This window comes from Algoriphagus jejuensis, from assembly GCF_039523455.1.
GTDB classification, from domain to species: Bacteria; Bacteroidota; Bacteroidia; order Cytophagales; family Cyclobacteriaceae; genus Algoriphagus; species Algoriphagus jejuensis.
Map to the genome: position 1 here is coordinate 14,930 of NZ_BAAAFI010000034.1, position 25,580 is coordinate 40,509.

Consider the following 25,580-nt stretch of genomic DNA (forward strand, 5'->3'; position numbering starts at 1 on the left):
ATCTTTTCGACATGGAACCAAGAAGAATTCTAACCCTAATGACCTTCCCTCAGCGACTGGTGGGAAATGTGCTGACTGTCAATATTGTCGTCGTCCCTAGAAACAATGATCCTTTTGCCAACTGGCCGACGGGACTTTCGCTTCCCGATCCCACGCAAGTTCCCGGATTTGCAGAGTTGCAGCCCAAGTTCAAACTGGCCATTGTAAAGGGGACAGACGATTTTCCTCTGAGTAATGCTGCTGCGGCGAGTAGGCAACCCGTTCTCCAAGATGTGACGGAAGTGCCTGCCGCGAATAAAGCAGCTATACTGACGCAAATTGCGGCACAGTTTACCATCACTGATACCACCGATGAACTTCCCGCTCCAGTACCTTTGGCAGAAGCTGGTAAAAGAGGGATCAAACAATACCTGTCGCTTTCATACCGTAGGAGCTTCAATTTCACGCAGCCACGCCATCCCAATTCTGTAACGGATGATTCCTATCAGTGCGCAGTCAGGGACAAAGTCGAGTTGATCCAGGACTACAAACCAAAAAATAACGTCAGCTGGGGAAAGGTTTTTGCAAACATCCTCCGACAGCCTCTACTGGCCAAGGCCTGTGGAATGATCTATGAAGTTCAGTTGGAAGTCGAACCGGATTGGTTTGAAAATGGCGGATACCTCTATGCCGAAATCGTCGATGCCGAATACGAAGACGCGCAAACGGCTTTACTTGAAAAGGCAGACGGCCCTCTGATCAAGCGCTATGCTGCGAAAATCCCTGAGCTAGTCATAGGAGAGGACAGACCGGTTTTTGCTCCGGTGTTGTTTCCTGTCTTGCATCAAAAGTCCGGTGAACTGACCGAACCAATTCCTGCCGGTCCCTGGGATGAATTGTTTTTGGAAGCCCATCTTTATAGTGACGGCTTTGCCAAGATTGTACATGCCAATCAGGCGGAAAGTGGAAATTTACTTCAGGAGGCGCCAGACGGACTTCCTCCGCAATCGGATTCGGGTATTCGGCTGGGTTGGGACGATGAGCAGATTCTGGCTTGGTATTTAAGGCAAATTCTGGAGAACCCCGGCGATGCTCCGGGTTCCAACAAACGCCTCGATGCGGCACTTGGTGTGATGGGATATCACATTGATGTAAAGGAAGCAATAGCAGGAGCGAATTGGGAAAGTCTCAATGTTATTCAAGTTAACGCTTCTCAGGACGGTCTGGTGAGTACATTTTCCAATCAGACCACCGAGCTTCCCTATCAGGTGTACCCGACCAAGATCGCAGGACCGAAAAGTGACGGCTATTGGCTGCCGATGTACTATGCCTATTGGATCGGGAAAAGCCTTGCGACCGAGGACAAGGATGCAATGGAGATCTATCGGACCAATCAGCCTAACGGGAAAGTTCAGGCTGGGCCTGAATCCGGACAAGTAGATCCAAATAATGCTTTGACTCCCGGCGCCATTCAGACACTGTTGAGGTATGGAAATACCTATCGATTCCGAATCCGCCTATCCGATATATCGGGTGGCGGGCCGGCATTGGGAGATGAACCACTGAATCCCGCACCGAGTCCGGACACTTCTGTTTCCTTCAAGCGTTACGTCAATCCAGGAATGCTCCGGATCGAAAAACCCCTTAATTTGAGAGAGCACCGAGTGAATTTTTTTAACTCCGTTGATACGCAGGACACAGAATTCAGCGACAACATTGTCATCCAGATCGAAAGGCCGCTGCTTGAATACCCTGCCGTGGTATTTACGGATAAATATCAGCAAATCGGTCAGGATCCGATAGCGATGTTGAAGGCTTTGGCCTTCACTGATACCGGCCTAAAACCCGCGCTTCCGGATCCGGATGTCCATCAGATCAAGATCATCGTGGAGGTGAAATCGCTCAGGATGGATACCCAACTCAGCCGCTCGGGTAGGGATAGCTATATCCCGCTGTATTCCCGAAACTGGGATTTCCCGGAAGCTTTCGATGGGAAAATAGAGCTCCCGATCAACTTTCTGGATGTCCCGGTTCTCAACTTGGGAGAACCTGCTGATCCATTTCTATCTAAGAAGCTGGAGTTTGATCAGCTTTCAGAAACTGCACTGGTTCTTCCTACCGGGCGTCAGGTGAGGGTTTCCTTGAGAGCAGTGGCTTCTTCGGTGGAGCCCGAGGAAATTTATTTTGGCATCATTGATACCGACGAGGACAAAGACAGTCGATTTGGAAAGGTTCAGCAGTTGATGTTTTACAAGGAAAGCCAGAATGAGGAGGCCTTGCTTTTGCCATACAAAAACATTCCTGAACTCCAGGCGCTTTACCTGAAACCGGATCCGATACCCACGACCAAGCAAATCAGTTTTGGAGCGAGACTTCGAAGGAGGTCAGAAAATGACCAGCCCGATGTCGTCAAGCGTCTTGCTGATTCTCTGGGGCTGGCATCCAAAGGATTGACCCTGATGGCCAAAAAAGGGGAGCGGGTAGCCTTTGGTTGTAGCTCCCGAATACGCCACAGTCTGGCGCCGGATGGGAGCAGTATCACCTTTGCTACCAAGGCAGACCTTTATTATCACTGGGTGACTTGCCTCAGCTACCAGCTCAACCGCGATTGGAGCTGGGACGGCCATGAGGATGTAGCTTTTGTCATCCAACGAAAACACCGATTCAGAAGAGAACCCAAGAAAGAAGTCCGCGTCAATAATTATTTGGACGACATTGAGATCAAGCATACCGTCTCCTTTGAAGCATTGCAGCAAGACAACTTTGACGCGGTCAATCGGGACTACACGCGCATCATCTTCATCGATGCGCTCGAGCCCAAAAATGAGCGGAAGCGGCCCGGTTCTTCGGAATTAAGGTATCCTGATGAGCTTTGGGCAGAATATACCCTGGTACCCAAGCTGAAAAAAGGGCACGCGGACCCCGGCACTACGACGACGGAATTGCTGAAACTGCCCACTGTATTGAATCCTTCCCAGACTCCGAAAATCGTCAGCGTCGGCTTGGCTTTTTCGCCCTACGACCGGACGGACGATTACAGTAGCTCGGAGGCGAGGAAGCGGTTTCTTTGGGTTGAATTTGAGGAACCTATCCAAAACCCGGACGACACCTATTTCTGCAGAATGCTGGCCAACGCACCGGATCAGCTGATTTCCAACAATGATTTTGATCTGTTCGAAATACCCGAAGAGTCCTCGCTCAGCCTCGATCCGGAGGTGATCAGGAGGATAATTCCCGACCAGAGTGACGATAAGTCGGGGATAGATGCGATGCAGATGATGGTCAAATCCACGGATAGTGATGTCCACTATTTGCTTCCGGTACCTCCCGGCATGCATCCTGAAAGTGCGGAAATGTTCGGCTTTTTCACTTACGAATTCAGAGTGGGGCATGCGCACTTTATCGACCGTGAAGCAGAAGATGATGAACTGGGTGGACAGATCTTTGATACAATTCCAGATTTCGAACCGATTGGAGGAGTGCCCAAAGGAAACCTTTGGTCAACTGCCCAAGGAAGATTTGGCAGGGAGCAACGGGTCACCGGGATGCAGCATCCGGTACCAACCTTGCTCTGCTCACTCAACCGAAACGAAAACCATATGTATGTCTCTGCTCCCTATGCCAAGGCGGTTTTCAGGGGAAAAAATGTGACGTCCAAGCCACCGCGCACCAGCCTATGGACCTTGCTGTACGCGCAGGTGCATCAGGCCGATGGACTGGATTTTCGAAATATCCTACTCGGTGAGCGAAAGATGCGTATCGATGTGCAAGTGAATACGGACCCGAAAAAGCTGAAATTGATCAATGCATTGACCGAACAGACCTATTTTCAACCTGTGCTTCCGGATTACAAAAAGGGAATATTCAAAGTGGCTCCCCAGCTCGAAACCACGACGCTTCTGGCCTATCTGAAGGAATCACATTCCGTTGGAACAGCGGTGTTTACGTCGCAGGAAATCGCTGATCTCCTGACCGACTTGGGGCTGCCCGAGGATAGTCCGCTCAGCGTGTTGGTCGTCGAGGTATTTGGGAATATCACGAATATCAGTGAGCACTTTAATGTATTCAGAGCCCGCAATCCGAACGACCAAACTGCTCAGGCTTATCAAGAGGGGCAAAGAATGATGCATGCTGCCGCCGCAGCTTCTGCGACAGTACCTCCGGAGCAAGCGGTTTTGGGCGGCAATCTGGGGAATTTTAGGATTGTCAGGACCTCACCGTTGACTAAGGTTCCTTTTGTTTGTTGCCCTACCTGTGAGTAAGTTGCTGACCCCCTATGCAAAAAGCCCAACCGACAGGTTGGGCTTTTCTGTACCTGTGGGATGTGCTATTTAGTCTGGAAAGACTTGAAATGTTTAGGTTGATTGAACTTTGAAAGTAAACCTTCTGGGATAAAGTTGTAGTCGAATGAAAAAATATGGATTTCCCGAAGAAATCTTAAATGAATATCGTTTTAGTTTGATGATTTGTATATATTGAAAATCAACAATTTAAATTTTGTTATGAAGAAAATTTCTTTGCTTTTTGCAGCTCTCAGTATGCTGATTTTTTCCTGCCAAGAGGAAGCAGAACCCGAGACGATCTTTGGTAGGTATGTCGTTGAATCTATTCTTGCCGATCAGGCCATTGATATCTCAGGAGATGGGATTACCTCTGAGGATCTCTTGGCGGAGTTTGGTTCGATGAGGATTTGGCCGAACAGTATCTTTGTCTCGGTGTATAGTATCCAAGAGTTCAATGTGGGCTATCCCCAGGTAGTTTTTACGATCCCATTCCAGGCAGAAGAAGATCCCAATTTTGGATTTGGACATGGTAGTTTCGGGAGGAGGGCCGACATTGCTGCAGATGGATCGATCTCTTTGGGCTGGTCTTTGGCTCCAGATTTTGACGAGCCTACTCGCTTGCACCAGACGATTACCGTAGAAGAGCTTGGCGTTTTGACTAGCGGAGAGCCTGTGCTTGAACTCGTGTTGAGCCAGACCTTTTTCGACCAAGCCCAAAAAAAGTGGGTTGATACCAAAATCACCTATTCTCTAAGAAGGGAAGAGTTTTAGAAGGATGAATTTTATTGAAAGAGGCTGTCTCAAATTGAAGTTCAACAATTGAAGACAGCCTCTTTGTTGTTTTATCGATCAGCTCTTCTTGGCTGGGAACTTTCCTTTTTTCTTCCCTGCGTCGGGCTGGGATTCGATGATTTCCAGCGTTTCTTTGTAGCTGAGTTGCTCAGCTTCTTTGCCCTTGGGGATCTTAAAGTTGTTTTTGCCAAACTTGATATAAGGGCCCCAACGACCGTTGAGGAGTTGGATTTCGGGATTTTCCTCAAAGGTTTTAATATGCTTTTTGGCATCCGCTTCGCGCTTGTTTTGGATCAAGGTGATAGCTTCTTCCTCGGTGATGGACATCGGGTCCTGAGTTTTGTCCAATGAGAAGAACGCACTGTCGTGACGGATATACGGACCAAACCGACCAATAGCGGCAGTCATCTTTTTGTCCTCAAAGAACCCGACTTCACGGGGAAGCTTAAAGAGTTCTAAGGCATCCTCCATACTGACGTTTTCGATGAACTGGCCTTTCTTAAGGCTTGCAAATTGCTTGTCCTCGTCCTCGGTTTCACCGATCTGCACGAGTGGGCCGAATCTACCGAGTCTCGCATAGACGTTTTTGCCGGAAACTGGATGGGGTCCAATCAGTCGGCTCGAATTGACATCCTGACGGGATACCTGCTCGGTTTCTTCCACGCTCTTGTGAAAGTCGCCATAGAAGCCGTCGATCATGTCCTGCCATACCTGCCCGCCTGCGGCGATGTCATCAAATTCCTTTTCGACTCTCGCCGTAAAGTGGAAGTCGATTACATTGGGAAAGTGCTCTACCAGGAAGTCGTTGACGACCATGGCGGTATTGGTTGGGAAAAGCTTGTTCTTCTCAGCTCCAGTATTTTCAGTCTTGTTCGCGTCGGTGAATTTTCCTTCAGTGATCTTCATCTCGACGTAATTTCTCGGGGTACCGTCTCTGGCCTCTTTGACCACATAGTCCCGCTTTTGAATAGTCGAGATCGTAGGAGCATAGGTAGATGGTCGCCCGATGCCGAGTTCCTCTAGCTTTTTCACCAAAGACGCTTCCGTATATCTCGGTGCTGGTCGGCTGAACGTTTCCCGGCCTTTCATTTCCTGGAGATTCAATTCCTGCCCGATGGTGATCGGAGGGAGGAGCGATTTGTTGCCTTCTTCGTCCTCTTCCGGCTCGTCGTCGGTGTCTTCGAGATAGACTTTCAAAAAACCGTCGAATTTGATCACTTCTCCGGTTGCTACCAAGTTGAGGGTAGAGTCGGAAATGGCGATTGTGATGACGGTTTTTTCGAGTTCGGCATCTGACATCTGCGAGGCGATGGCACGCTTCCAGATCAGTTCGTAAAGTCGCTGCTCATTGCGGTCTCCGGAAGCTTGGGTCTGCGAAAACTCCGTGGGGCGAATGGCTTCGTGAGCTTCCTGCGCGCCTGCGTTTTTGGTGGTGAATTGTCTTGCCTTATGGTATTGAGCACCGAAGGAATCTTCGATAGCGCTTTTGGCAGCACTCTGAGCGTCTTGAGAGAGGTTGGTACTGTCGGTACGCATGTAGGTGATCTTACCGGCTTCGTACAGTTTCTGGGCGACAGACATTGTCTGTGCGACGGAGAAGTAAAGCTTCCGCGAGGCTTCTTGCTGAAGCGTTGAAGTAGTAAAAGGAGCAGCAGGAGTCTTTTTAGTGGGCTTTTTCTCCAGATTAGCGACTGAGAAATCTGCCGCCAAACACTTTTTGAGGAAGTCCTCGGCTTCTGCCTTGGTTTCAAATTTCTTGGGAAGTTCGGCTTGGAAGGTTTTTCCTTCCACTTCAAAAATCGCAGTGATTCTAAACGACGATTTGGCTTTGTGTGCGTCAATTTCGCGTTCTCTTTCCACGATCAGCCGTACCGCCACAGACTGTACGCGCCCTGCAGAGAGGCCAGTTTTGATTTTTTTCCAGAGAATTGGAGAAAGCTCAAATCCTACCAGTCGATCCAAGATCCTTCGTGCCTGCTGGGCATTGACCAGATCATAGTCGATTCCCCGCGGATTTTCGATGGCTTTGGTAATGGCGTTTTTGGTGATTTCCCTGAAAACGATTCGCTTGGTATGCTTCTCATCTAGTTTCAAAACCTCCTTTAAATGCCAGGAAATAGCCTCTCCTTCGCGGTCATCGTCACTCGCGAGGTAAACCGTCTCGGCTTCCTTGGCAAATGCCTTGAGGTTTTTGATCACTTCTTTCTTATCAGCAGTGACCTCGTAAGTCGGATGGAAGCGGTTGTTGATGTCTATTGCTTTATCGCCCTTGGGAAGATCCCGCACGTGACCGTAGCTGGAGACTACCTTAAAATCCTTGCCCAAGTAGCCCTCAATGGTCTTTGCCTTGGCTGGGGATTCGACGATTACTAGATTTTTTGACATAGAGAAAATTGGAAGCAGCCGTCTGTCCGGCCATTTATGAAAAGCTAAAAATAGAGGGCCTACTCTTCTCGTGCAACTATTAAAAAATTGAGACATTTGGATTTGGATGGATTTTTGAGGTTTATCGGGCTGGATATCTGGCAAAAACGTTTTCGCAATGAAATATTTAATACTCTTGAGGCATGGTGAGGCAGGCTTTTCGGACAGCGTTGATTTTCAGCGGCAATTGACCCCGAATGGCAAAGAAAGCCTACATAGACTGGGCGAAATCCTCCGATCCGGTGGAATGAAAGTCGATTTTATGCATTGCTCAGCGGCGACAAGAACTAGGGAGACGGCCGAAATCATTATGAAATATGTTTCGGTAGAGTCACTAGAATACACTCGAGATATCTATGAGGGCAACTTGGAATCTTTGATGAACTTGCTGGAGAATACGCCAAAAGAAGCGGAATCCTGCCTCCTGATCGGCCACAATCCGACGATTAGCTTGCTGCTATCTCACCTTACAAATGAGGGATATGTCGGTTTGAAGCCGGGAATGATGGGAATCGTCGAGCTGGAAATCAGCGACTGGCCAATGATTGGGCTGGGTACGGGGATATTAAAGGAGGTATTGCAGTGATCGGTCTCAGTGTTCAGTCGCAGTTAGCTCAGACCCGGCGTCATTGGTAGGGTTGCAGTAGGGATAAAATTTGATAGAAAGTCAAAAACCCTGAAGCAATCTGTTAAAATGGAGAGCTAATTCCCACGAAACTTATTAGTTGCTTCGAAAAGATCGCTTCGCTCTTATCTCACTCGCGATGACGGCGTTTTGGGCACTGACCTCCGAGACTGATCCCTCAATTACCTCACCTCCTCGATATCCTTTTCGCTGTATTTGGGCGCTCCGCCTTTTTGTGTAGCGACAAATGCACCAAGTTTGCAGGCGAAGTCTAAGATTTCCTCGGGTGATTTTTCTTTTAGATAGCTTTTGACAAAGCCGCTTAAAAACGCATCTCCTGCACCGATCGAATCCTGCACCTTCACCACATACCCAGGATGCTCGAACATTTTTCCTTTTTGATAGATCAAGGCACCCTTCGATCCACGCGTCACGCAGATGATTTCCATAGGAAAATGTTGATCCAGGTGAACGCAGAGTCCTTCAATCGTAGCTTCGGTTTGGAAGTAGTCTGCAAAAATTTCGAGTTCATCCTCATTGATCTTCAGGACATCCGCAAAGCCCAGCAAAGTCTCTATCACCTCAAAATCATAATACGGAGGACGAAGGTTGGCGTCAAATACCCGCATTGTGGGGTGCTGGAGCAACTTGATCAGCGTGGTGAGACTTTGAGGATTTCGTACACCGAGTGTTCCGAAAACGAAGGCGTCGGCTTCCTCGACGGCCTTATCCATCGCCTCGTTCCAGGTGATGAAATCCCAGGCGACGGGCGAGACAATGGTGTATTTAATGTTTTCGGGATCCGCATTATTTACCAAAACTCTCGAGGTTTCATGCGTTTCTTTAACCTGTATTAGATCTAGAGGAAGACCAAATCCTCGGAGAAACTCAAGCAGTTTCTCTCCGTCTTTGTCCTGGCCCACAGCTGAAATCAAACGGGAGTTCAAGCCCAGCTGATGCAGGTTGAGGGCGACATTCATGGGGGCACCACCTGCTACAGGACCTGCGGGCAAGCAGTCCCAAAGCATTTCTCCGAATATTACGACGTGATCACGCATAGCTTTTATGTAAGTCTTTTTGAATTTCCTCCAAAGATCTTCCTTTTGTTTCCGGCATCTTAAATATCACCCACAGCAGCTGCCCGACCATCATGGCACAGAAAAATGCGAAGATGTAGCCTGGCCCAAAACTGTTGGCGAAGAATGGAAAGACGTTGGCGATGACTGCCGCCAAAATCCAATGGGTAAAGGAACCCAGGGACTGTCCGTAAGCGCGGAGTTCGTTGGGAAACATCTCGGAGATGAAAACCCAGATTACTGCTCCCTGTCCGATCGCATGCGAAGCGATGAATCCGAAAACAAAAATCGGTAGCCAAAAGGCGGGAATCCCAGGGCCGAGGAAGTTGTAAGCCATAAGGGCCAAAGAGATAATATAGCCGCAAGAGCCAATATACATCAGGATTTTTCTCCCCAGTCGATCAATCAGATATAGTCCAAAGAAGGTTGCAAACAAGTTGATCAAGCCAATACCGATGGTGGAGATCAACGCATTCTCAGTGGATATTCCCGCCATTTCGAAGATTCGCGGCGCAAAGTAGATGATCGCATTGATTCCGGATACTTGGTTGAAAAATGCAAACATCACCGCGAGCATGGTGCTCGAAAAGAATCGTGGAGTAAACAAAGCCCCAAATCCCGGTTTTTGTTTGATCGACTTTTCCTCTTCGATGGCCAGACGAATGGCCTCATCCACTCCATCAGGATCAGTTCGGGTCAGGATCTCCCTAGCTTTTACTTGGTCGTTAAATTTACTGATTAACCATCGTGGACTTTCTGGAATTCTGAAAATCATAATGCTATAAATCAACGCCGGGATCCCCTCAACCCCGAGCATCCATCTCCAATCCTCAGCAATTCCTGCAGTGCCGATCAGGTAGTTGGAGAGGTAGGCCATCACGATCCCGAAGACGATGTTGAACTGATAAAGTGCGACTAAAAGCCCACGGTTTTTGGCCGGAGCGATCTCTGAGATATACATGGGTGCGACCACCGAGGAGGCTCCGACTCCCAGTCCTCCCAAAAATCTAAACATCGTAAACGAATTGAAATCCCAAGCCATGCCCGAACCGACCGCAGAAACAAGGTAAAATACGCCGATCCAGAGCAAGCTTTTCTTTCTTCCCCATTTGTCTGCGGGGATACCGCCAAATAGCGCTCCGATTACCGTACCATATAATGCTGAGGCGATTGCCAGTCCGTGCATCCAGTCGCTAAGTTGCCATGCCTGCTGTATGTCTCGCTCTGCGCCTGAGATGACGGCGGTATCAAAGCCAAATAAAAAGCCGCCCAAAGCGGCTGTAATGGAAACGAAAAAGGCGTACCTATTGGAGGACATAGAGGGATTTGGGTTGATTGAGCTACTAAACTAAGGAGAAGGAGCACAATTCAAAACCCCGCTAGGCTTAATTTTCTTATATTCGCGGACACAAAAAAGGATGCCTCACCCGCTTTTATTCCCATATAGTTTTTACAAACTGGAAAATATAGACCCAACTCATGACTACCCAGACTGAGATCTACAAACCCAAAAACCACATCCGAATCGTAACTGCTGCATCCCTGTTTGACGGACACGATGCGGCGATCAACATCATGCGCAGGATCATCCAGTCCACCGGCTGCGAAGTGATCCACCTCGGTCACAACCGTTCGGTGCAGGAGATAGTAGACTGCGCCATTCAGGAGGATGTACAGGCGATTGCTATCACTTCTTACCAGGGGGGGCATGTGGAGTTTTTCAAGTATATGCATGAGTTACTTCGGGAAAAAGGTGCCGGCCACATCAAGATCTTCGGCGGCGGAGGCGGAACGATTCTTCCAGCGGAAATCAAGGAATTGCAAGACTATGGAATCACCCGAATCTATGCCCCGGACGATGGACGCTCGATGGGCCTTCAGGGTATGATCAATGACTTGGTTCAGCAATGCGACTTCGCGATCGGAGATGAATTGCCGGAGGGATTTTCGTTGACAAAAGAAAACAAAGCGTATGTCGCCAGGGCCATTTCTGCTTTTGAAAACTTCCCGGAAAACTCACAATCACTTTTAGAGACGGTTAGAAAAGACAGTAAAGCTGCGACTACTCCTGTATTGGGAATCACCGGGACGGGAGGAGCAGGGAAATCTTCCCTCGTAGATGAATTGGTGAGAAGGTTTGTCCTTGATTTTCAGGATAAAACACTGGCCATCATATCAGTAGATCCATCCAAGAGAAAAACAGGTGGGGCGCTTTTGGGGGACAGAATTCGTATGAATTCCATCCATCACCCTAGCGTGTACATGCGCTCTTTAGCTACTCGCCAGTCCAATCTGGCGCTTTCCAAATACGTCCAAGATGCTGTCGACACGGTCAAAGCTGCCGGGTTTGACATGATCATCCTGGAGACTTCCGGCATCGGTCAGTCCGACACAGAGATCATCGAACACTCTGATCTTTCGCTGTATGTGATGACGCCGGAGTACGGTGCCGCTTCTCAGTTGGAAAAGATCGACATGCTGGATTTCGCGGACATTATCGCGCTCAATAAGTTTGACAAGAGGGGAGCTCTGGATGCAATCCGGGATGTGAAAAAGCAGTTTAAGCGAAATCACAATCTATGGGACATCGAAGATGGGAAAATTCCGGTATTTGGGACCATCGCTTCACAGTTCAATGACCCGGGGATGAACCAGCTTTACCGGGCGGTGATTGGAAAAGTGAGTGAAAAATTCGAGGGTTGGGAGAGCAGCTTTGAGCTCACAGCCGGAACTTCCGAAAAGATCTACATTATCCCGCCGGCACGTACCCGCTACCTGAGCGAAATCACCGAGAACAACAGGAGTTACGACAAATGGGTGGAAGAGCAAAAAGAAATCGCCCAGCAGCTCTACAGTATCAATAAATCCATCGAGACGATCAAGACGACCAAGGTCGCGGATAGGGATCGTTTGGTGAAGGAACTGCAGGAAGTTTATGGTCAAGTGGAACTGAGCTTGGACCCGAAAAACAAGAAATGGCTAGAGGAATGGCCGGTTGAAGCTGCCAAATACAGCGAAGACTTTTACGTGTTCAAAGTCCGCGACAAGGAAATCAAGATCAAGACGTACTCGTCCTCTCTTTCAGGGTCTCGAATTTCAAAAGTTGCCCTACCCAAGTATGAAGCCTGGGGCGAGTTGCTGAAGTGGGGCCTGCGGGAAAACCTGCCGGGTAAGTTTCCCTACACCGCTGGAGTTTTTCCTTTTAAACGAGAAGGAGAAGACCCAACCCGGATGTTTGCAGGTGAGGGTGGCCCCGAGCGTACCAACAAGCGTTTTCACTATGTATCAGCTGGAATGCCCGCAAAGCGGCTTTCTACCGCTTTTGATTCGGTGACGCTGTACGGGGAAGATCCGGACTATCGACCGGATATCTATGGCAAGATCGGAAACTCGGGCGTAAACGTTTGTTGTCTCGATGATGCCAAAAAGCTCTATTCGGGCTTCAATCTCGTCGACCCGATGACTTCCGTTTCGATGACCATTAATGGCCCTGCGGCTACGATGACGGCATTTTTCATGAATGCAGCTATCGATCAGCAATGTGAAGTCTATGTCAAAGCCAATGGGTTGGGAGATGAAGTGCAGGAGAAGATTGATGCGATCTATAAAAAGAAAGGGCTAAAACGACCTGTTTATAATGGTCTCGTACCCGAGGGAAACGATGGCTTGGGGTTGATGCTTTTGGGTGTGACTGGTGATCAGGTTTTACCAAAAGAGGTCTACGAAAAGATCAAAGCAGACACAGTGGCGAAAGTCAGAGGAACCGTGCAAGCGGATATTCTAAAAGAAGATCAGGCGCAAAATACCTGTATTTTCTCCACCGAGTTTTCTCTCAGATTGATGGGGGATGTACAGCAGTACTTTATCGAACAGAATGTTCGAAACTTTTATTCCGTTTCTATCTCAGGATATCACATTGCCGAGGCCGGAGCCAACCCGATCACGCAATTGGCGCTGACACTTTCCAACGGATTTACCTACGTGGAATACTACGTGTCCCGCGGAATGAACGTCAATGACTTTGCCCCGAATCTTTCCTTCTTTTTCTCCAATGGAATCGATCCTGAATATGCGGTCATCGGGAGAGTCGCAAGACGTATATGGGCCAAAGCCATGAAACTGAAGTATGGCGCCAACGAGCGCTCTCAGATGCTGAAATACCATATCCAGACTTCCGGTCGCTCGCTTCACGCGCAGGAGATCGACTTCAACGACATCCGTACTACCCTTCAAGCGCTTTATGCGATCTACGACAACTGCAACTCGCTGCACACCAATGCTTACGACGAAGCGATCACCACTCCGACTGAAGCATCGGTGCGACGAGCGATGGCTATCCAGTTGATTATCAATAAAGAATTGGGACTATCCAAAAATGAAAATCCCCTGCAAGGGGCATTCATCATTGAGGAGTTGACTGACTTGGTCGAGGAAGCCGTTTATGTCGAGTTTGACCGGATTACCGAAAGAGGTGGAGTATTAGGAGCAATGGAGACCATGTATCAGCGGGGCAAAATCCAGGAGGAAAGCCTTCACTATGAAATGCTCAAGCACACCGGAGAGTTTCCGATCATTGGGGTCAACACCTTCCTGTCCGCCGAGGGCTCCCCAACCGTGACCCCCGGTGAAGTCATCCGCGCCACCTCTGACGAAAAGGAAGCCCAAATTCAAACCCTGAGGAACTTACATAAGACCTACGAAGGTTTGGAGCATAAGCTCTTGACGGAATTGCAAGTTGCCGCCGTGAAAAACGAAAACGTCTTCACCAAACTCATGGAGGCGTCCAAGTACTGTTCTTTGGGACAGATCACCAACGCGCTGTATGAGGTAGGAGGGCAGTATCGCAGAAACATGTAAAAGGGTCAGAGGACCGGAGACGGAAGTAAGCTACTTGCAGACGCCCATAAAATCAAAAATCATATACCATAAATAAAAATGGCAAATAAGAGAAATGTAACCGTCCAGATGAAAGCGGACCTAGAATACGAAGCCCGCAATCCTCAGGGGAACCTGGTCAAAATCGACATGTACGATCCCGAGCACAAGCACGCACAATCTCCGATGGATATGCTGCTTTCTGCGTTGGGAAGCTGCGCTTCTGTAGATGCGGTGCTGATGATGAAGAAGAAGAGAAGAGAAATTGTCGATTTTACAGTCCGTGCAGAAGGGGTCAGAAATGATGGCGTACCGGCATTTTTCACTGACATCGAGTTGACCTTTGTGCTGGTCTCCCCCGATGCTACTGAAGAGGAGTTTGCCAAAGTAGTGGCGCTGTCTGTGGACAAGTACTGCTCTGTGGCTTCCTCGTTGAAGTCCAATATCATCTACAAGTCTGAAGTCAAAAGACCGGAATGAGAGTCGTTAAAGAATTGACCCAAGAGGAAGTGCGGATCAGCATTTTTTCCTGGAACAATAAATACATCCTTAAGTTTGAGCTCGGCCCGATGGAGCAGACTTTTAAGCTCAGTGAGATGGATGTGCTGGAGGAGTCGGATTTGGACTCATTTATGGAAGGAGACTTTTTTGAAAAAGTAAAGTTGAGATTTGACGAAATGGGCAAAACTTTTCGTTCACAGCTGGAAAATCTCTAATTTCCTGAAATTGATTTGAATGATGCGGTTGTTCAGATTTTCACTCTTCTTCCTTTTTGTTGCGATATTTATTCTGGCGTGTGATTCCTCGAAGGAGCGGAAACCGGAACCAAATTTCGAGAAAATACGGACGTTGATCCAGGAGATGGAGTATCAGGGTGGCGTAATGGCCAGTGCTTTGGATACTGTCGCCCACTATTTTGCCAAAATTCTGGTAAATAGAGACTCCTTATTGAAGGCAGCACCTCCTAGTCCCTATCGTTTTTCCGAAGGCTTTTCCACCAATCTGCCGGGGCAGGACTCTTCACTCAGTTCCGTTATTATTCTCAATTCAACTCCCGACCGAAAAAAGGCTGAGGAGGAGGTCTTGATGACCAATATGTTGGACAAGGTCTTTGCGGCCTTTATTAAAGAAAACCCCCGCGCGGCTCAGATTTATTTGAATTCTGCAATGCAGGTAAGTCGGGTCTATCCTGCCTATGATGTCAAAAATATCGTTGATCCGGATATCGTCGTGACTGATTTCAATTTTTATTACGAAGCAGATTTGGCGCACAACCCCACCAAAGGTTTGGTCTGGATACAGGAGGCCTATGTGGATCCTGCCGGCAAGGGTTGGATACTCTCGCTTTTGCACCCGATATACGTCGATGACGTTCTCTTTGCCGTATTGGGTGTGGACTATACCGTGAGTGAATTAATCCAGCGCTATCTGGACTCACTTGAAGGTGAGTTTATCCTGGTCAACGCCAAGGGCGATATCGTGGCGGGCAAAGCAGAGGCGATAGAGTCGCTGAGTATGCCCCCGCTTAAAAATCACGTCTATAGTGAAACCATTCATTCTGATTACTTCAGAATTTCAGATTTCAATCTCTTCAACAGCAAAAGCCAGGAGGTTAGAGATATGGCAACCCGGTTTCTTTTGGAGAAAAAGAATGAATTCAGCTTTGACGAAGAAGCGAATTTATCAAACGCCATTTGCCTTCGCTTCAATGCCGTGGATTGGTTTCTAATCGAAGTTTTCCCCAACTACTAATGGCTAGGAAACCCGTAAATCGCCTGAATTTTTGGCTGACATCGGTCATCGGGAGTCTTTTGGTAGTGTTGGTTTTGGCTTTGGGTTTCAGTTTTTTTAACGCGATCTATTTTTCGCAGCTAGACTCCCGCAAGGAATTTTTGATCAGACAAACCGAGCTTGCCGCTCGTGGGCTGGAGGTCGATTTGAGCCGTTTCAAGGATGAATCAAAGAATTTGGTGTCTTTCCTTGAAGACCCAGACTTGGATGAAGAAGATTATCAAGATGAGTTTACCGTGATTGTCAGACGGGCTTTTACCAGTTTTCCAGGTATGCTGGAGTCTGTCTTGGTGGATATGAGGGATTCGACGATAGCGTTTGAGATGACCGACAAAAACGATTTTATCCGAAAAAAATCCACGAAACCCTTTCCTGATAGGGTGGGAAATTCTCAGCTTTTGGCCTCTGGAGACTTGGGATATAGAATCCTGTACACCTTAGACCTTCCCGGGTATGGTAAGGAGTACGCGACTAATTTTTACCTAGATCCCGGGGGAGAGAAATTTCTACTATATGAGTCTGAGCTTGTACCTATTGGACTACGAAACAAAAACGCCGGAATCCAGCTCGATCCGGATGATTTGAGTATAATCAAGTCTGATATAGCGCTGGGCTTGAAAGGGTTTTATGAAATTAATTGGAAGGAAGGGGAAAAGAGCTACTCGGGTATCCTTGCTCAGTATCCCTTTTCCTACGCCAACTCCGATGCGCCGGCATCGTTGATTTTTTTTGTGCCTTTGGAGGGACTGACTTCTGGGATTTACAGCACCTACTTTTTTCTCTTTCTTGGGGTGGCTGTACTGCTTATCGGTACGGTTGGGTTCTTTATTATTTCTCTGAAGGGAAATATCGAGTCGATCAAAGTACAGGAGGAAAATCTACAGGAGATATCGCGCCTGTTTGACCAGCAAAATCTGCTATTGCAGGAAATGAGAGGCTTTGTGTTTTTTCATGACTACAAGGGTGAAATTACCAAAGTTTCAGACGAAGTTGAGGCAGTTTTGGGTCATTCGAAGCAAGACTTTTTAGATGCTTTTAGAGTCGATTCGACCCATCCCGAGGCAAATTTGGTCAAAGATGAGACCCTCAAGGCACTGATGGAAGGGAGACACCTTGTGGAGCTGGAGTATGATTTCGTCAAGCCAAATGGAGAACAAATCAGAGTCAAGGTGTTTGAAAAGATTCTCTTCGATGAGCAGGGAAGGATCGCTGGTGGCATGGGGATCGGTACGGACATCACGGCGCAGTTTCTTGCCCGTCAGGAACTCGTCCTAAGTGAAAACCGACTAAGAACACTAATCAATAACATTCCGGATACGATTTTCATCTATGACAATCAGGGCGTAGTGTTGGATTTTCACGTGCAGGACAAGAGAAATTTACTTGAATCTGCCAAGTATACCTTGGGCAAATCGCTCCAGGAGTTTGTGCCCCACGGTCAGGCAGATGACATCGTGCGGGTTTTCAACCGAGCAAAATCCACCAACAGCATTCAAACCATTGACGTGGTTTGGCATACTGAAAAAGGGGACAAGCACTATGAGATGCGGTTCTTTCCCTTGGATGAAACTCAGATTATGTCCATCTCTAAGGACATCACCGGGCAGAAAATTTGGGAAAAAGGACTCGTCGAAGCTATGAACGCAGCGGATCTGGCCAGTCGCGCCAAGTCGGATTTCTTGGCAAATATGAGCCATGAGATCCGGACGCCAATGAACGGTTTGCTGGGGATTATCGATCTCTTGGAGAGCACCAATCTCAACAGGATCCAGAAGCAATACGTTGATATCATCAAAAACTCGGGCAATTCGCTTTTGAGTATCATTCGGGACATTCTGGATTACTCAAAGATCGAAGCTGGAAAGATCGAGATTCATCCCGTGCCATTTAAGCCGGTCGACGAGTTAAAGGATCAACTCAAAATCCTTTCTGGACTAATGGGGAAAAAGAATATTAAGTTGGATCTTAGTTATAGCGAGTTTGAATATACAGTAGTAGAAGGCGACAAGGGGAAAATCAACCAAGTTCTGTTGAACTTGATCGGCAACGCGATCAAATTCACTCCAGACCATGGAACCGTCAAATTGAAGATGGAGCTGAATCCCGTGGATGAGTTTTTCTATTTTCTCTCTTTCAGTGTCGCCGACACTGGAATAGGAATTCCGCCGGAGCATCTCGCCCATCTTACGGATCCATTTTACCAAGTGGAAAGCTCCAACACCAGAACCTATCAGGGAACTGGACTTGGATTGGCGATTGCCAAAAGAATTATCGAACTCATGGGTGGACAGCTCGAGATAGAGAGTGAGGTCGGAAAAGGGTCGGTTTTTAGCTTCTCAGTGATTGTTAAGCAAGTAGCTCAGGACGTAATCTCTCAGGTAGTCGATGAACTTACGTGGAAAGATATACGGGAGATGGGTACAGAGTTTCCGCTGCGGATATTGTTGGCGGAGGACAACAATCTCAACCTTCAATTGATGACGCTAATGTTTGAGCAATTGGGATTTCAGTTCGAAGTTGCACATAACGGGGAAGAGGCAATCGAAAAGGTTAAAAACAATGAATTTGACGTTGTACTGATGGACGTGCAGATGCCCTTGAAGAATGGGCTGGAGGCTACCCGAGAGATAAGGCAGTTGAGCGGAAAGGATAATCTCGTGATCATCGGGCTCTCAGCCAACGTGTTTGAGGAAGATCAAAAAAAGGCACTGGAGTCAGGAATGAATGAATACCTGACCAAACCCATCCGACTGGCATTGCTGGCCGACCGGCTGGAGTTTTACTACCGAAAAGTCAGAGAAGACGCGAAATAAAATAAGGCTCCGGGGATTCCGAAGCCTTTTTCGAGTCAGAGATCGGTTTGCAGGTCAAACTCTTCCAGATAGTCCGCTACCCGCTTGACGAACATGCCTCCGAGCGCTCCATCGACCACCCGGTGATCATAAGAGTGGGACAGGAACATCTTGTGTCTGATGGCGATTACGTCTCCTGTCGGAGTTTCCACGACCGCGGGTTTTTTTACAATTGCGCCTACTGCCATGATTGCAACCTGAGGTTGGGGAATGATGGGTGTGCCCATCACGTTGCCGAAGGAGCCGACATTGGAGACCGTGTAGGTTCCTCCTGCAAGGTCATCTGCTGTCAGTTTATTGTTTCTGGCGCGACTGGCAAGTTCATTTACCTTTTTGGAAACTCCAACCAAGTTGAGTTGATCGGCATTTCGGATGACAGGCACGATGAGATTTCCCGAAGGAAGCGCAACAGCCATTCCAATATTGATATCTTTCTTTTTGATGATCTTGTCTCCTTCTACCGATATATTGATCATTGGAAAATCACGGATTGCCCTCGCTATGGCTTTAATGAAAAACGGAGTGAATGTGATTCCGTCTCCGTATTTTGCCTTGTAGGCGAGTTTGTTTTTCTCTCTCCATAGGACAATATTCGTCATATCTGCCTCGACGAAAGAAGTTACATGAGCCGAGATTCTCTTGGACTCGATCATGCGCTGCGCGATCATCTTTCTCATCCGGTCCATCTCAATGATCTCATCTGAGGCAGAGATGCTCACTTGAGCTTTTGGTTCTGGGATGGTCGAAATAGATTTAGCTGGGATTTGGTTTCTTGTTTTGAGGTAGGCGAGCATATCCTCCTTGGTGACCCGGTTGTCTTTGCCGGTGCCCGGTATTTTGGAAAGCTCTGACATCGAGATTTCTTCCTCTTTGGCAATGTTTTTCACCAAGGGAGAGTAAAACCGTCCGTCCTCGGAGAGCACTTCCTGAGTCGGTATTTGCTCAGCCAGTATAGATGCGGTGTTTGCAGGAGCAGCGGCTAGCAGCACTTCTTTTTTAGACTCGGTTTCTTTCTTAGGCGTACCTGTTGCAGCACCGTTTTCCGATGCAGTTTCTATGACAGCGATGGGGGCGCCCACCGGGATGATCTCTCCTTCTTTTGCCAAGATTTTTTTTAGAATCCCACCATGCGTGGCCGGGACTTCGGTATCTACTTTGTCAGTAGCTACCTCAAGCACGGACTCATCTTGCTCGATGGATTCACCCTCCTTCTTTAGCCAGGTGAGGATGGTGCCTTCTATAATACTTTCACCCATTTTGGGCATCAGCATTTCTACACTTGCCATAGCGATTGAAGTAATTTAATTGGGTTTATATTCAAGTTTTAAAATTAAATTTTCTAGAACTCCTACCCAAACCTTGAATGTAAAATTTTATTTGTTATTCTGAATAAGGCAAATTCTTAGCAAATTTAAAACAGCAACGCCTGTTATTTGAATATTCAGCAACCTGTCTTGGCTCAGTTGAAGTTTTTTCGCCTCAACAAAGCCCTCACCTGCACAGGCAATCCAGACCGTTCCTACGGGTTTTTCTTCTGTTCCTCCGTCTGGCCCGGCGATCCCACTGCTTGAAAGTCCGAAATCTGCCCCGAATAACTTTTTAACTCCTTGCGCCATTTCCAAGACCGTTTCTTCGCTGACTGCGCCTTGAGCGCTCAGAGTTTCAGACTTCACCCCGACCAGGTTCTCCTTGAACTGATTGTGGTAGGGAACCACCGATCCGTTGAAGTAAGCCGAACTTCCCGGGATACTGGTGACTAAGTGTGAAATGTAGCCTCCAGTACAGCTTTCGGCCAAAGCTAGAGTTTTCCCTGAGTTCTTCAAAAGTTTTCCAATTGCGGATTCCAGCGTCTCTTCGTCGTAGCCATAGACATAGCTGGTAATTTGTGGTAGCACGAGAGCGATCTGAGCGGCGACCTCCTGTTCGAGTTTTTTTCTAACGGTGCCAAAAGCCGTCAGCCTCAACTTCACCTGTCCTAGCGACGGTAAATATGCCAAACGGATATGTTCCGGCAGGGCATTTTCCCAATCCCGGATCAGATCGGCAAGCCAGCTTTCGCCGATTCCTACGGTCTTGATCACTTTGTGGTAGATCACCGGAAGCGAAAAAACCGTGGGTAATTTAGGAAGGACAAAATCTTTCATGAGTTTTTTCATCTCATGAGGCACTCCTGGCATCGACATCCAATACCTGTTGTTTTTTTCAAACCACATCCCAGGCGCCGTCCCCACTTCGTTTGGAACATAGGTACAGCAGGAGGGGAGGTGGCCCTGGAGGATATTCAAGGGAGTGATTTCTCGCCCTCTTTGTTTGAAAAAAGCAGTGACCGCTTCCACGGCTCGCGGGAATTCGATGATCCCACAGCCAAAGTATTCCGCCATAAGAGGCTTGGTCAAGTCGTCTTGGGTCGGCCCTAGGCCACCCGTGATCAAAATAACATCTGCCCGCTTTTCGGCCTCGGCAAAGGCTGCCAAAATATCCGTTCGGTTGTCTCCGATGGTAGTTTTTCGTACGACTTTGACCCCGATTAGATCCAGCTCTTGGCTGATCCAGTGGGAGTTGGTGTCCACGATCTGTCCATAGAGCAATTCGTCTCCGATGGCAATGATTTCTGCTTTGACGAGTTTCATTTTTCGATTTGGGTTTATCTGACTTTTGCTTTTCGGATGATTTTGGAGAGAATGGTGGGGAAGAACCGTTTGATGTAAAGCGCCATGGTTTCTTTGCCACCGATGTATACTTCTTCCTTTTTTCGGGTCATGGCCGAAAAAATCTCATCCGCACATTTTTCAGGGCTCATGCCATTGGCTTGTGCTTCGTCCATTTCCCCCAAAGAGGATCCGTCCGCAGTTATCGCGTTGACGGAAACATTGGTGCGGATGAAGCCCGGGCAAATCATGGTCACGGCGATGTTGTCTTTGAAGTGTTCTGCGCGCAAAGAGTCGAAAAATCCATGGAGCGCATGCTTGGAAGCAGCGTAGGAGGATCGGTATGGAGAACCAATCATGCCGACCAGCGAACTGATCACTCCAAACTGTCCGGTTTTTCTGAAAATGAAATGGGGAAGAAGCGCTTTGGTCAACGCGACCGTCCCGAAGAAATTGACTTCCATCAACTTGCGGTCGACATCTAAACCAGTCTCGCGGATCAGGGATCGCTGACTGATACCACCGTTGTGGAGCATGAGGTCTATTTGACCAAAGAAGCCAATCGCCTTTTCGACTTTTTGCGCCAGCGACTCGATATCGGTCAAATCAAGCGGTAGGACTTGAACCGACGACGGATCGGAACATTCGGACTTTACCCGGTTCAACTCTTGTTCTTTCCGGGCTGAAATGATCACTTGATAGCCTTCTTTCGAAAACTTTTTGGCGGAGGCTTCTCCTATCCCGGACGAAGCGCCCGTGATCCATATGACCGGTTTTGTCATGCGTTTTTTGTTTTTTCGTAAGTCACAAAGGAGAAAGGATATTCGTTTTTCTCGTCCGCTGGGTGATCCTCTCTACCAGTTTCTTCCCAAATCTTTGGGTTAATTTTTGGAAAATACGTATCCCCTTCGGGAGAGGCTTCCACCTCGGTAATTTCCAGCCTGTCGCAGAGATTGATCGTCTCAGCGTAAATCTGTCCGCCGCCGATGATGAAAAGCTCGTTGACGCCGGTTTTGTTGCAAAAGACGAAAGCATCTTCGACAGAGGAAAATGTTGAATGACCCTCTGGAACCGAAAAATCTGGATTTCGGGTGATGACGATATGGGTTCGGTTGGGTAGGGGTTTCCCGAGGGACTCGTAGGTCTTTCTTCCCATCAGCATATGATGGCCTGTAGTCAAGTTCTTAAATCGCTTGAGGTCAGCGGAAAGTTTCCAGATGAGTTGGTTGTCCTTGCCTATGACGTGGTTCTTCGCTTTGGCTACAATAAGGGTGAGTTGCACAGGGCTTCAAAGTTTGCTTGAAGTTACCAGTCTTTGGAAAGTAAAAAATGAAAAAGGGTAGAAAAACTACCCTTTTGTGATTATTTGCCCGCTCCGGCCATCATGTTCGGATAGTCTGACATCTCGAATTTACGGGGGCTATTTGTCTCCAGTTCTACGACTTTCATGTCCGTCACTGAGCCGTCCTTGTCCGTGAAGATCATCTCCATGAATGTGCCTTTCGGTGCGTTGGAAAATAGAGACGTGTAGCGATCCATGGTTTTGCTTGAGATCATCGGGTTACTCTGGGGTGAAAACATGGAGAAACCGTCGATGGGCTTTTCGGTAACCCAATAGTTCCCAGTGCCGTCTTCAGTGGTAACCAAGTATTCTTCACAGGGATATCCCAGAATGGATTTGGAGTTTCCTGTTTTTGTGATGGTATAGTCGGGCGTCTCAATTTGTTCTTCTGCTTCTTCATCCACCATCTCCTGCATCTTGTCGTAGTCCATCTTCATGGCCATGCTTGACTTTTTGCCTTTGTCGTCCAGCAGGATGACCACTGCCTGATTTTTGGAGTCCATGATGGAGACTGTAGTCATGTTGGGTTGCTTGGGATCGGTAAAAGCCATTCCCATAAATTCGGCATTGGAGGAAAGCAAATATTGGATTTGCATTGGATCCTCGGACTTTCCTTTTTTGTCCGTAGTGGTCACTTCCATGACTGAGTACCCGGTGAAAGAATAGTCTGATTCGGTCGGAGCGGGTTCCATCATTCCCTCGAACATTCCCTCGATAGCGTTGGTTGTTGCTTTTTCGGATGATTCCCTTGCTTTTTTTGTAGTGGCATTTTCTACTCCCTGCGCAGCGGCATTTTGGATTTTCTTCAAGAGCTGAGCCTGAGATGGTAATACAATCATAGACCCAACGACAATTAGGATATTTACTATTGATTTTTTCATGATATAATAATTTAAAAACTTGTTCTAATTTCTTAAAAATGAGGCGAATGAAAAATTAAAACCTGATAAATCTGGATTACAGTTTTAATCCTCTGAGTAAATCTTGGACTTTCATCCGCTTCTTTCCTTCCAACTGTAGTTCTAAAATATCCAATGAACCCGAGCCGGCCTGGAATCTCAAAAAGGTCTTCCCGTCAGAATCCCATTCACCTACTTGCTTTCCTGATAGATTTTTGGAAGAAAATGCTGACTTGAAGATCTTGCACGTCTTTCCCTGAAACTCTGTCCAAGCCGCAGGATAGGGGGAAAGACCGCGGATCAAATTATGGATAGACTCTGCGGAGTTTGCCCATTCGATCTTGCCTGTTTCTTTGAAGATCTTCGGAGCGTGGTGGATGGCTTTGGTTTCGTCTTGTACGGTGGGGTTTGCCTCGTCTTTGGAGATTGCTTCCACTGTCTTCACGACCAGGTCTGCGCCGATAGTCATGAGTTTTTCATAGACCGTTTCCAAGTCGTCCTCTTCCAGAACCTGGATTTTTTCTTGGAAGATGATGCTTCCGGTGTCGATCTCATGCTTGAGAAAGAAGGTGGTGACGCCGGTTTCCTTTTCTCCGTTGATGATCGCCCAGTTGATGGGAGCAGCGCCGCGGTAGTTGGGCAGGAGAGAGGCGTGTAGGTTGAAGGTGCCGAGGGGCGGCATATTCCAAACGGTCTCGGGCAGCATGCGGAAAGCGACGACGATCTGCAGGTCGGCCTGGAGATCCCGCAGTTCTTGCTGGAACTCGGGATTCTTGAGGTTGGTGGGCTGTAGGATGTGCAAATCCAGTTTTTCGGCAGCTTCCTTGACAGGCGAACCTACGAGCTTTTGTCCCCGGCCTTGGGGTTTGTCGGGAGCGGTGATCACGGCGACGACGTTCCAGCCGTTTTCCACGAGTTTTTCCAGAGCTGGCACGGCAAACTCCGGTGTGCCCATGTAGATGATTCGGAGGGATTTGTCTTGTACTTCTTTATTCGACATTCTTTATTCGGCGTTCGATATTATTTCAAAAGTAGCGGTTTTTCGTTTCTTGGAATTTGGATTCGGATGGAGTTTAGCGGATTTCAAATCCTAGAATACCGCTTCGGAATTGCAAATTTCGAAGAGCTGGACACTTTCTTCAATTGAGATCAACTTCAATTATTAGTGTCGTATCTAATGGCGTTGATGAATCAACTGGAATAGGTGGTAAATCATGCTCTTCGCTTATCATGACAAGGAGAGGGAATTTTATTTGCAATGAATCCATCGGTAGTGGATCAGATACTTCTTCTGACAAAAATCTTTGATAGGCTGTTGCCAATTCTCCAATAAACCCTTCTATTTCTCCAAGCTCCTTTTCGGGATATGTACGTATCTCGAAAATCGCTTTCTGAGGTTCGGAAGACAAAGCTGGGTCGAGTCCATAGTTTAGAATATTGAGTTTAACTAAACTGTCCAAGTTACTTTTTAAGTGCTTTCTTTGCGGCAATGAATAGTACTCGTACATCCACTTTCCGTCTTGAATAGTAAAACAAAGAGTTCTCTGCCAACCTGAAAGCGCGGTGCAATACATGGGATGAGCGAAAACTTGAATTCCTGTACTTGCTTGAGAATCAAATGTTCTATTTTGAAAATCATAGGGTAAGGTCAAACTCTCCTTTTTTTTGTCAATCAATGCTTCACAATATAGCTTCGTCAAATCACCAACTGTTTTTACTGAGTCTAGGTTTACTAGAAGACTATTTTCCGCGGTTAGGGGGAAAAGTTTTACATTGACATAAGGGCCCTGGTCTGCGCAGCTGACAAGAAAGATTAACCAAGGGAGAATTCTTTTCATTTTTTTGACAATCAGGATTCACGCAACCTCAGAGCTGGAAAATAGTTGTTTCCAAAAGTCTCTATTCTATTTCAATGAGCATCCCCCAAAAGTTAGGACAGGATTGGTTTAAGGCCAAGTATACAGGAAGGGCGTGAGTTTTCCATATTTCCACAC

At 47.5% G+C, this 25,580-nt stretch carries 18 protein-coding genes; 8 read left to right on the forward strand and 10 right to left on the reverse strand.

All coding sequences use genetic code 11. From position 1 onward, the window contains the following. Positions 1 to 11: 11 nt before the first annotated feature. Positions 12 to 4,241, forward strand: a complete 4,230-nt coding sequence (locus tag ABD031_RS14210; protein WP_343852596.1) for a hypothetical protein — start codon at positions 12 to 14, stop codon at positions 4,239 to 4,241. Positions 4,242 to 4,481: 240 nt separating this feature from the next. After that, positions 4,482 to 5,033 carry a hypothetical protein gene (locus ABD031_RS14215; protein ID WP_343852598.1) on the forward strand — a complete coding sequence of 184 codons (552 nt, stop codon included), beginning with the start codon at positions 4,482 to 4,484 and terminating at the stop codon, positions 5,031 to 5,033. Positions 5,034 to 5,111: 78 nt separating this feature from the next. Here ABD031_RS14215 and topA read toward each other — a convergent pair whose 3' ends face one another. After that, complete coding sequence (topA, locus tag ABD031_RS14220; RefSeq protein WP_343852600.1) at positions 5,112 to 7,439, reverse strand: type I DNA topoisomerase; 2,328 nt, start codon at positions 7,437 to 7,439, stop codon at positions 5,112 to 5,114. A gap of 157 nt (positions 7,440 to 7,596) precedes the next feature. On the opposite strand from topA, the gene ABD031_RS14225 reads away from it, so the two are divergent. Continuing rightward, the gene (locus ABD031_RS14225) at positions 7,597 to 8,064 is read left to right on the forward strand and encodes a SixA phosphatase family protein (RefSeq protein ID WP_343852602.1); all 468 of its coding nucleotides are present in this window, start codon (positions 7,597 to 7,599) and stop codon (positions 8,062 to 8,064) included. Between the two features lie 221 nt (positions 8,065 to 8,285). Here the strand turns inward: ABD031_RS14225 and ABD031_RS14230 are convergent, their stop codons facing one another. Together ABD031_RS14230 and ABD031_RS14235 are read right to left on the reverse strand one after the other, a co-directional pair. Further along, positions 8,286 to 9,161, reverse strand: coding sequence for a carbohydrate kinase family protein (locus ABD031_RS14230; RefSeq protein WP_343852604.1), 876 nt, complete (start codon positions 9,159 to 9,161; stop codon positions 8,286 to 8,288). After that, positions 9,154 to 10,515: a sugar porter family MFS transporter gene (locus tag ABD031_RS14235; RefSeq protein WP_343852627.1), complete on the reverse strand. Its 1,362-nt coding sequence runs from the start codon at positions 10,513 to 10,515 to the stop codon at positions 9,154 to 9,156. The genes ABD031_RS14230 and ABD031_RS14235 overlap by 8 nt, the downstream gene beginning before the upstream one ends. Before the next feature lie 143 nt (positions 10,516 to 10,658). On the opposite strand from ABD031_RS14235, the gene ABD031_RS14240 reads away from it, so the two are divergent. From ABD031_RS14240 to ABD031_RS14260, 5 genes are all read left to right on the forward strand, one after another. Further along, positions 10,659 to 14,036, forward strand: coding sequence for a methylmalonyl-CoA mutase family protein (locus ABD031_RS14240; RefSeq protein ID WP_343852606.1), 3,378 nt, complete (start codon positions 10,659 to 10,661; stop codon positions 14,034 to 14,036). 78 nt (positions 14,037 to 14,114) lie between these two features. Then, on the forward strand, positions 14,115 to 14,534 hold the full coding sequence (locus ABD031_RS14245) for an OsmC family protein (protein ID WP_343852607.1): 420 nt from the start codon (positions 14,115 to 14,117) through the stop codon (positions 14,532 to 14,534). After that, positions 14,531 to 14,770, forward strand: coding sequence for a hypothetical protein (locus ABD031_RS14250; protein WP_343852609.1), 240 nt, complete (start codon positions 14,531 to 14,533; stop codon positions 14,768 to 14,770). Before ABD031_RS14245 ends, ABD031_RS14250 begins: the two co-directional genes overlap by 4 nt. 19 nt (positions 14,771 to 14,789) lie before the next feature. Next, entirely contained in the window at positions 14,790 to 15,806 is a 1,017-nt protein-coding gene (locus ABD031_RS14255) for a hypothetical protein (protein WP_343852611.1), read from the forward strand. Further along, positions 15,806 to 18,658: an ATP-binding protein gene (locus ABD031_RS14260; protein ID WP_343852613.1), complete on the forward strand. Its 2,853-nt coding sequence runs from the start codon at positions 15,806 to 15,808 to the stop codon at positions 18,656 to 18,658. Before ABD031_RS14255 ends, ABD031_RS14260 begins: the two co-directional genes overlap by 1 nt. 35 nt (positions 18,659 to 18,693) lie before the next feature. Here the strand turns inward: ABD031_RS14260 and ABD031_RS14265 are convergent, their stop codons facing one another. The 7 genes from ABD031_RS14265 to ABD031_RS14295 all read right to left on the reverse strand — a co-directional run bounded on the left by ABD031_RS14265 (position 18,694) and on the right by ABD031_RS14295 (position 25,424). Beyond that, entirely contained in the window at positions 18,694 to 19,983 is a 1,290-nt protein-coding gene (locus ABD031_RS14265; protein WP_343852615.1) for a dihydrolipoamide acetyltransferase family protein, read from the reverse strand. 87 nt (positions 19,984 to 20,070) lie between these two features. Continuing rightward, entirely contained in the window at positions 20,071 to 21,327 is a 1,257-nt protein-coding gene (locus ABD031_RS14270) for a competence/damage-inducible protein A (protein WP_343852617.1), read from the reverse strand. Between the two features lie 14 nt (positions 21,328 to 21,341). Beyond that, positions 21,342 to 22,127, reverse strand: coding sequence for an SDR family oxidoreductase (locus ABD031_RS14275; protein ID WP_343852619.1), 786 nt, complete (start codon positions 22,125 to 22,127; stop codon positions 21,342 to 21,344). Further along, complete coding sequence (locus ABD031_RS14280; RefSeq protein WP_343852620.1) at positions 22,124 to 22,627, reverse strand: dihydrofolate reductase; 504 nt, start codon at positions 22,625 to 22,627, stop codon at positions 22,124 to 22,126. The genes ABD031_RS14275 and ABD031_RS14280 overlap by 4 nt, the downstream gene beginning before the upstream one ends. An 80-nt stretch (positions 22,628 to 22,707) precedes the next feature. Continuing rightward, complete coding sequence (locus tag ABD031_RS14285; RefSeq protein WP_343852622.1) at positions 22,708 to 23,568, reverse strand: DUF4412 domain-containing protein; 861 nt, start codon at positions 23,566 to 23,568, stop codon at positions 22,708 to 22,710. Between the two features lie 76 nt (positions 23,569 to 23,644). Continuing rightward, a complete protein-coding gene (gene fmt, locus ABD031_RS14290) occupies positions 23,645 to 24,586 on the reverse strand; it encodes a methionyl-tRNA formyltransferase (protein ID WP_343852624.1) in 942 nt (313 codons plus the stop codon). 139 nt (positions 24,587 to 24,725) lie between these two features. Continuing rightward, a complete protein-coding gene (locus tag ABD031_RS14295; protein WP_343852626.1) occupies positions 24,726 to 25,424 on the reverse strand; it encodes a hypothetical protein in 699 nt (232 codons plus the stop codon). Positions 25,425 to 25,580 lie beyond the last annotated feature (156 nt).

Bases quoted from the DNA above. Each gene is read 5' to 3' on its own strand.
- ABD031_RS14270 (WP_343852617.1), bottom strand. From the start codon at position 21,327: ATGAAACTCGTCAAAGCAGAAATCATTGCCATCGGAGACGAATTGCTC.
- topA (WP_343852600.1), bottom strand. From the start codon at position 7,439: ATGTCAAAAAATCTAGTAATCGTCGAATCCCCAGCCAAGGCAAAGACC.
- ABD031_RS14255 (WP_343852611.1), top strand. From the start codon at position 14,790: ATGATGCGGTTGTTCAGATTTTCACTCTTCTTCCTTTTTGTTGCGATA.
- ABD031_RS14295 (WP_343852626.1), bottom strand. From the start codon at position 25,424: ATGAAAAGAATTCTCCCTTGGTTAATCTTTCTTGTCAGCTGCGCAGAC.
- ABD031_RS14265 (WP_343852615.1), bottom strand. From the start codon at position 19,983: ATGGCAAGTGTAGAAATGCTGATGCCCAAAATGGGTGAAAGTATTATA.
- ABD031_RS14210 (WP_343852596.1), top strand. From the start codon at position 12: ATGGAACCAAGAAGAATTCTAACCCTAATGACCTTCCCTCAGCGACTG.
- ABD031_RS14260 (WP_343852613.1), top strand. From the start codon at position 15,806: ATGGCTAGGAAACCCGTAAATCGCCTGAATTTTTGGCTGACATCGGTC.
- ABD031_RS14245 (WP_343852607.1), top strand. From the start codon at position 14,115: ATGGCAAATAAGAGAAATGTAACCGTCCAGATGAAAGCGGACCTAGAA.
- ABD031_RS14240 (WP_343852606.1), top strand. From the start codon at position 10,659: ATGACTACCCAGACTGAGATCTACAAACCCAAAAACCACATCCGAATC.
- ABD031_RS14275 (WP_343852619.1), bottom strand. From the start codon at position 22,127: ATGACAAAACCGGTCATATGGATCACGGGCGCTTCGTCCGGGATAGGA.
- ABD031_RS14225 (WP_343852602.1), top strand. From the start codon at position 7,597: ATGAAATATTTAATACTCTTGAGGCATGGTGAGGCAGGCTTTTCGGAC.
- ABD031_RS14285 (WP_343852622.1), bottom strand. From the start codon at position 23,568: ATGAAAAAATCAATAGTAAATATCCTAATTGTCGTTGGGTCTATGATT.
- ABD031_RS14215 (WP_343852598.1), top strand. From the start codon at position 4,482: ATGAAGAAAATTTCTTTGCTTTTTGCAGCTCTCAGTATGCTGATTTTT.
- ABD031_RS14230 (WP_343852604.1), bottom strand. From the start codon at position 9,161: ATGCGTGATCACGTCGTAATATTCGGAGAAATGCTTTGGGACTGCTTG.
- ABD031_RS14250 (WP_343852609.1), top strand. From the start codon at position 14,531: ATGAGAGTCGTTAAAGAATTGACCCAAGAGGAAGTGCGGATCAGCATT.
- fmt (WP_343852624.1), bottom strand. From the start codon at position 24,586: ATGTCGAATAAAGAAGTACAAGACAAATCCCTCCGAATCATCTACATG.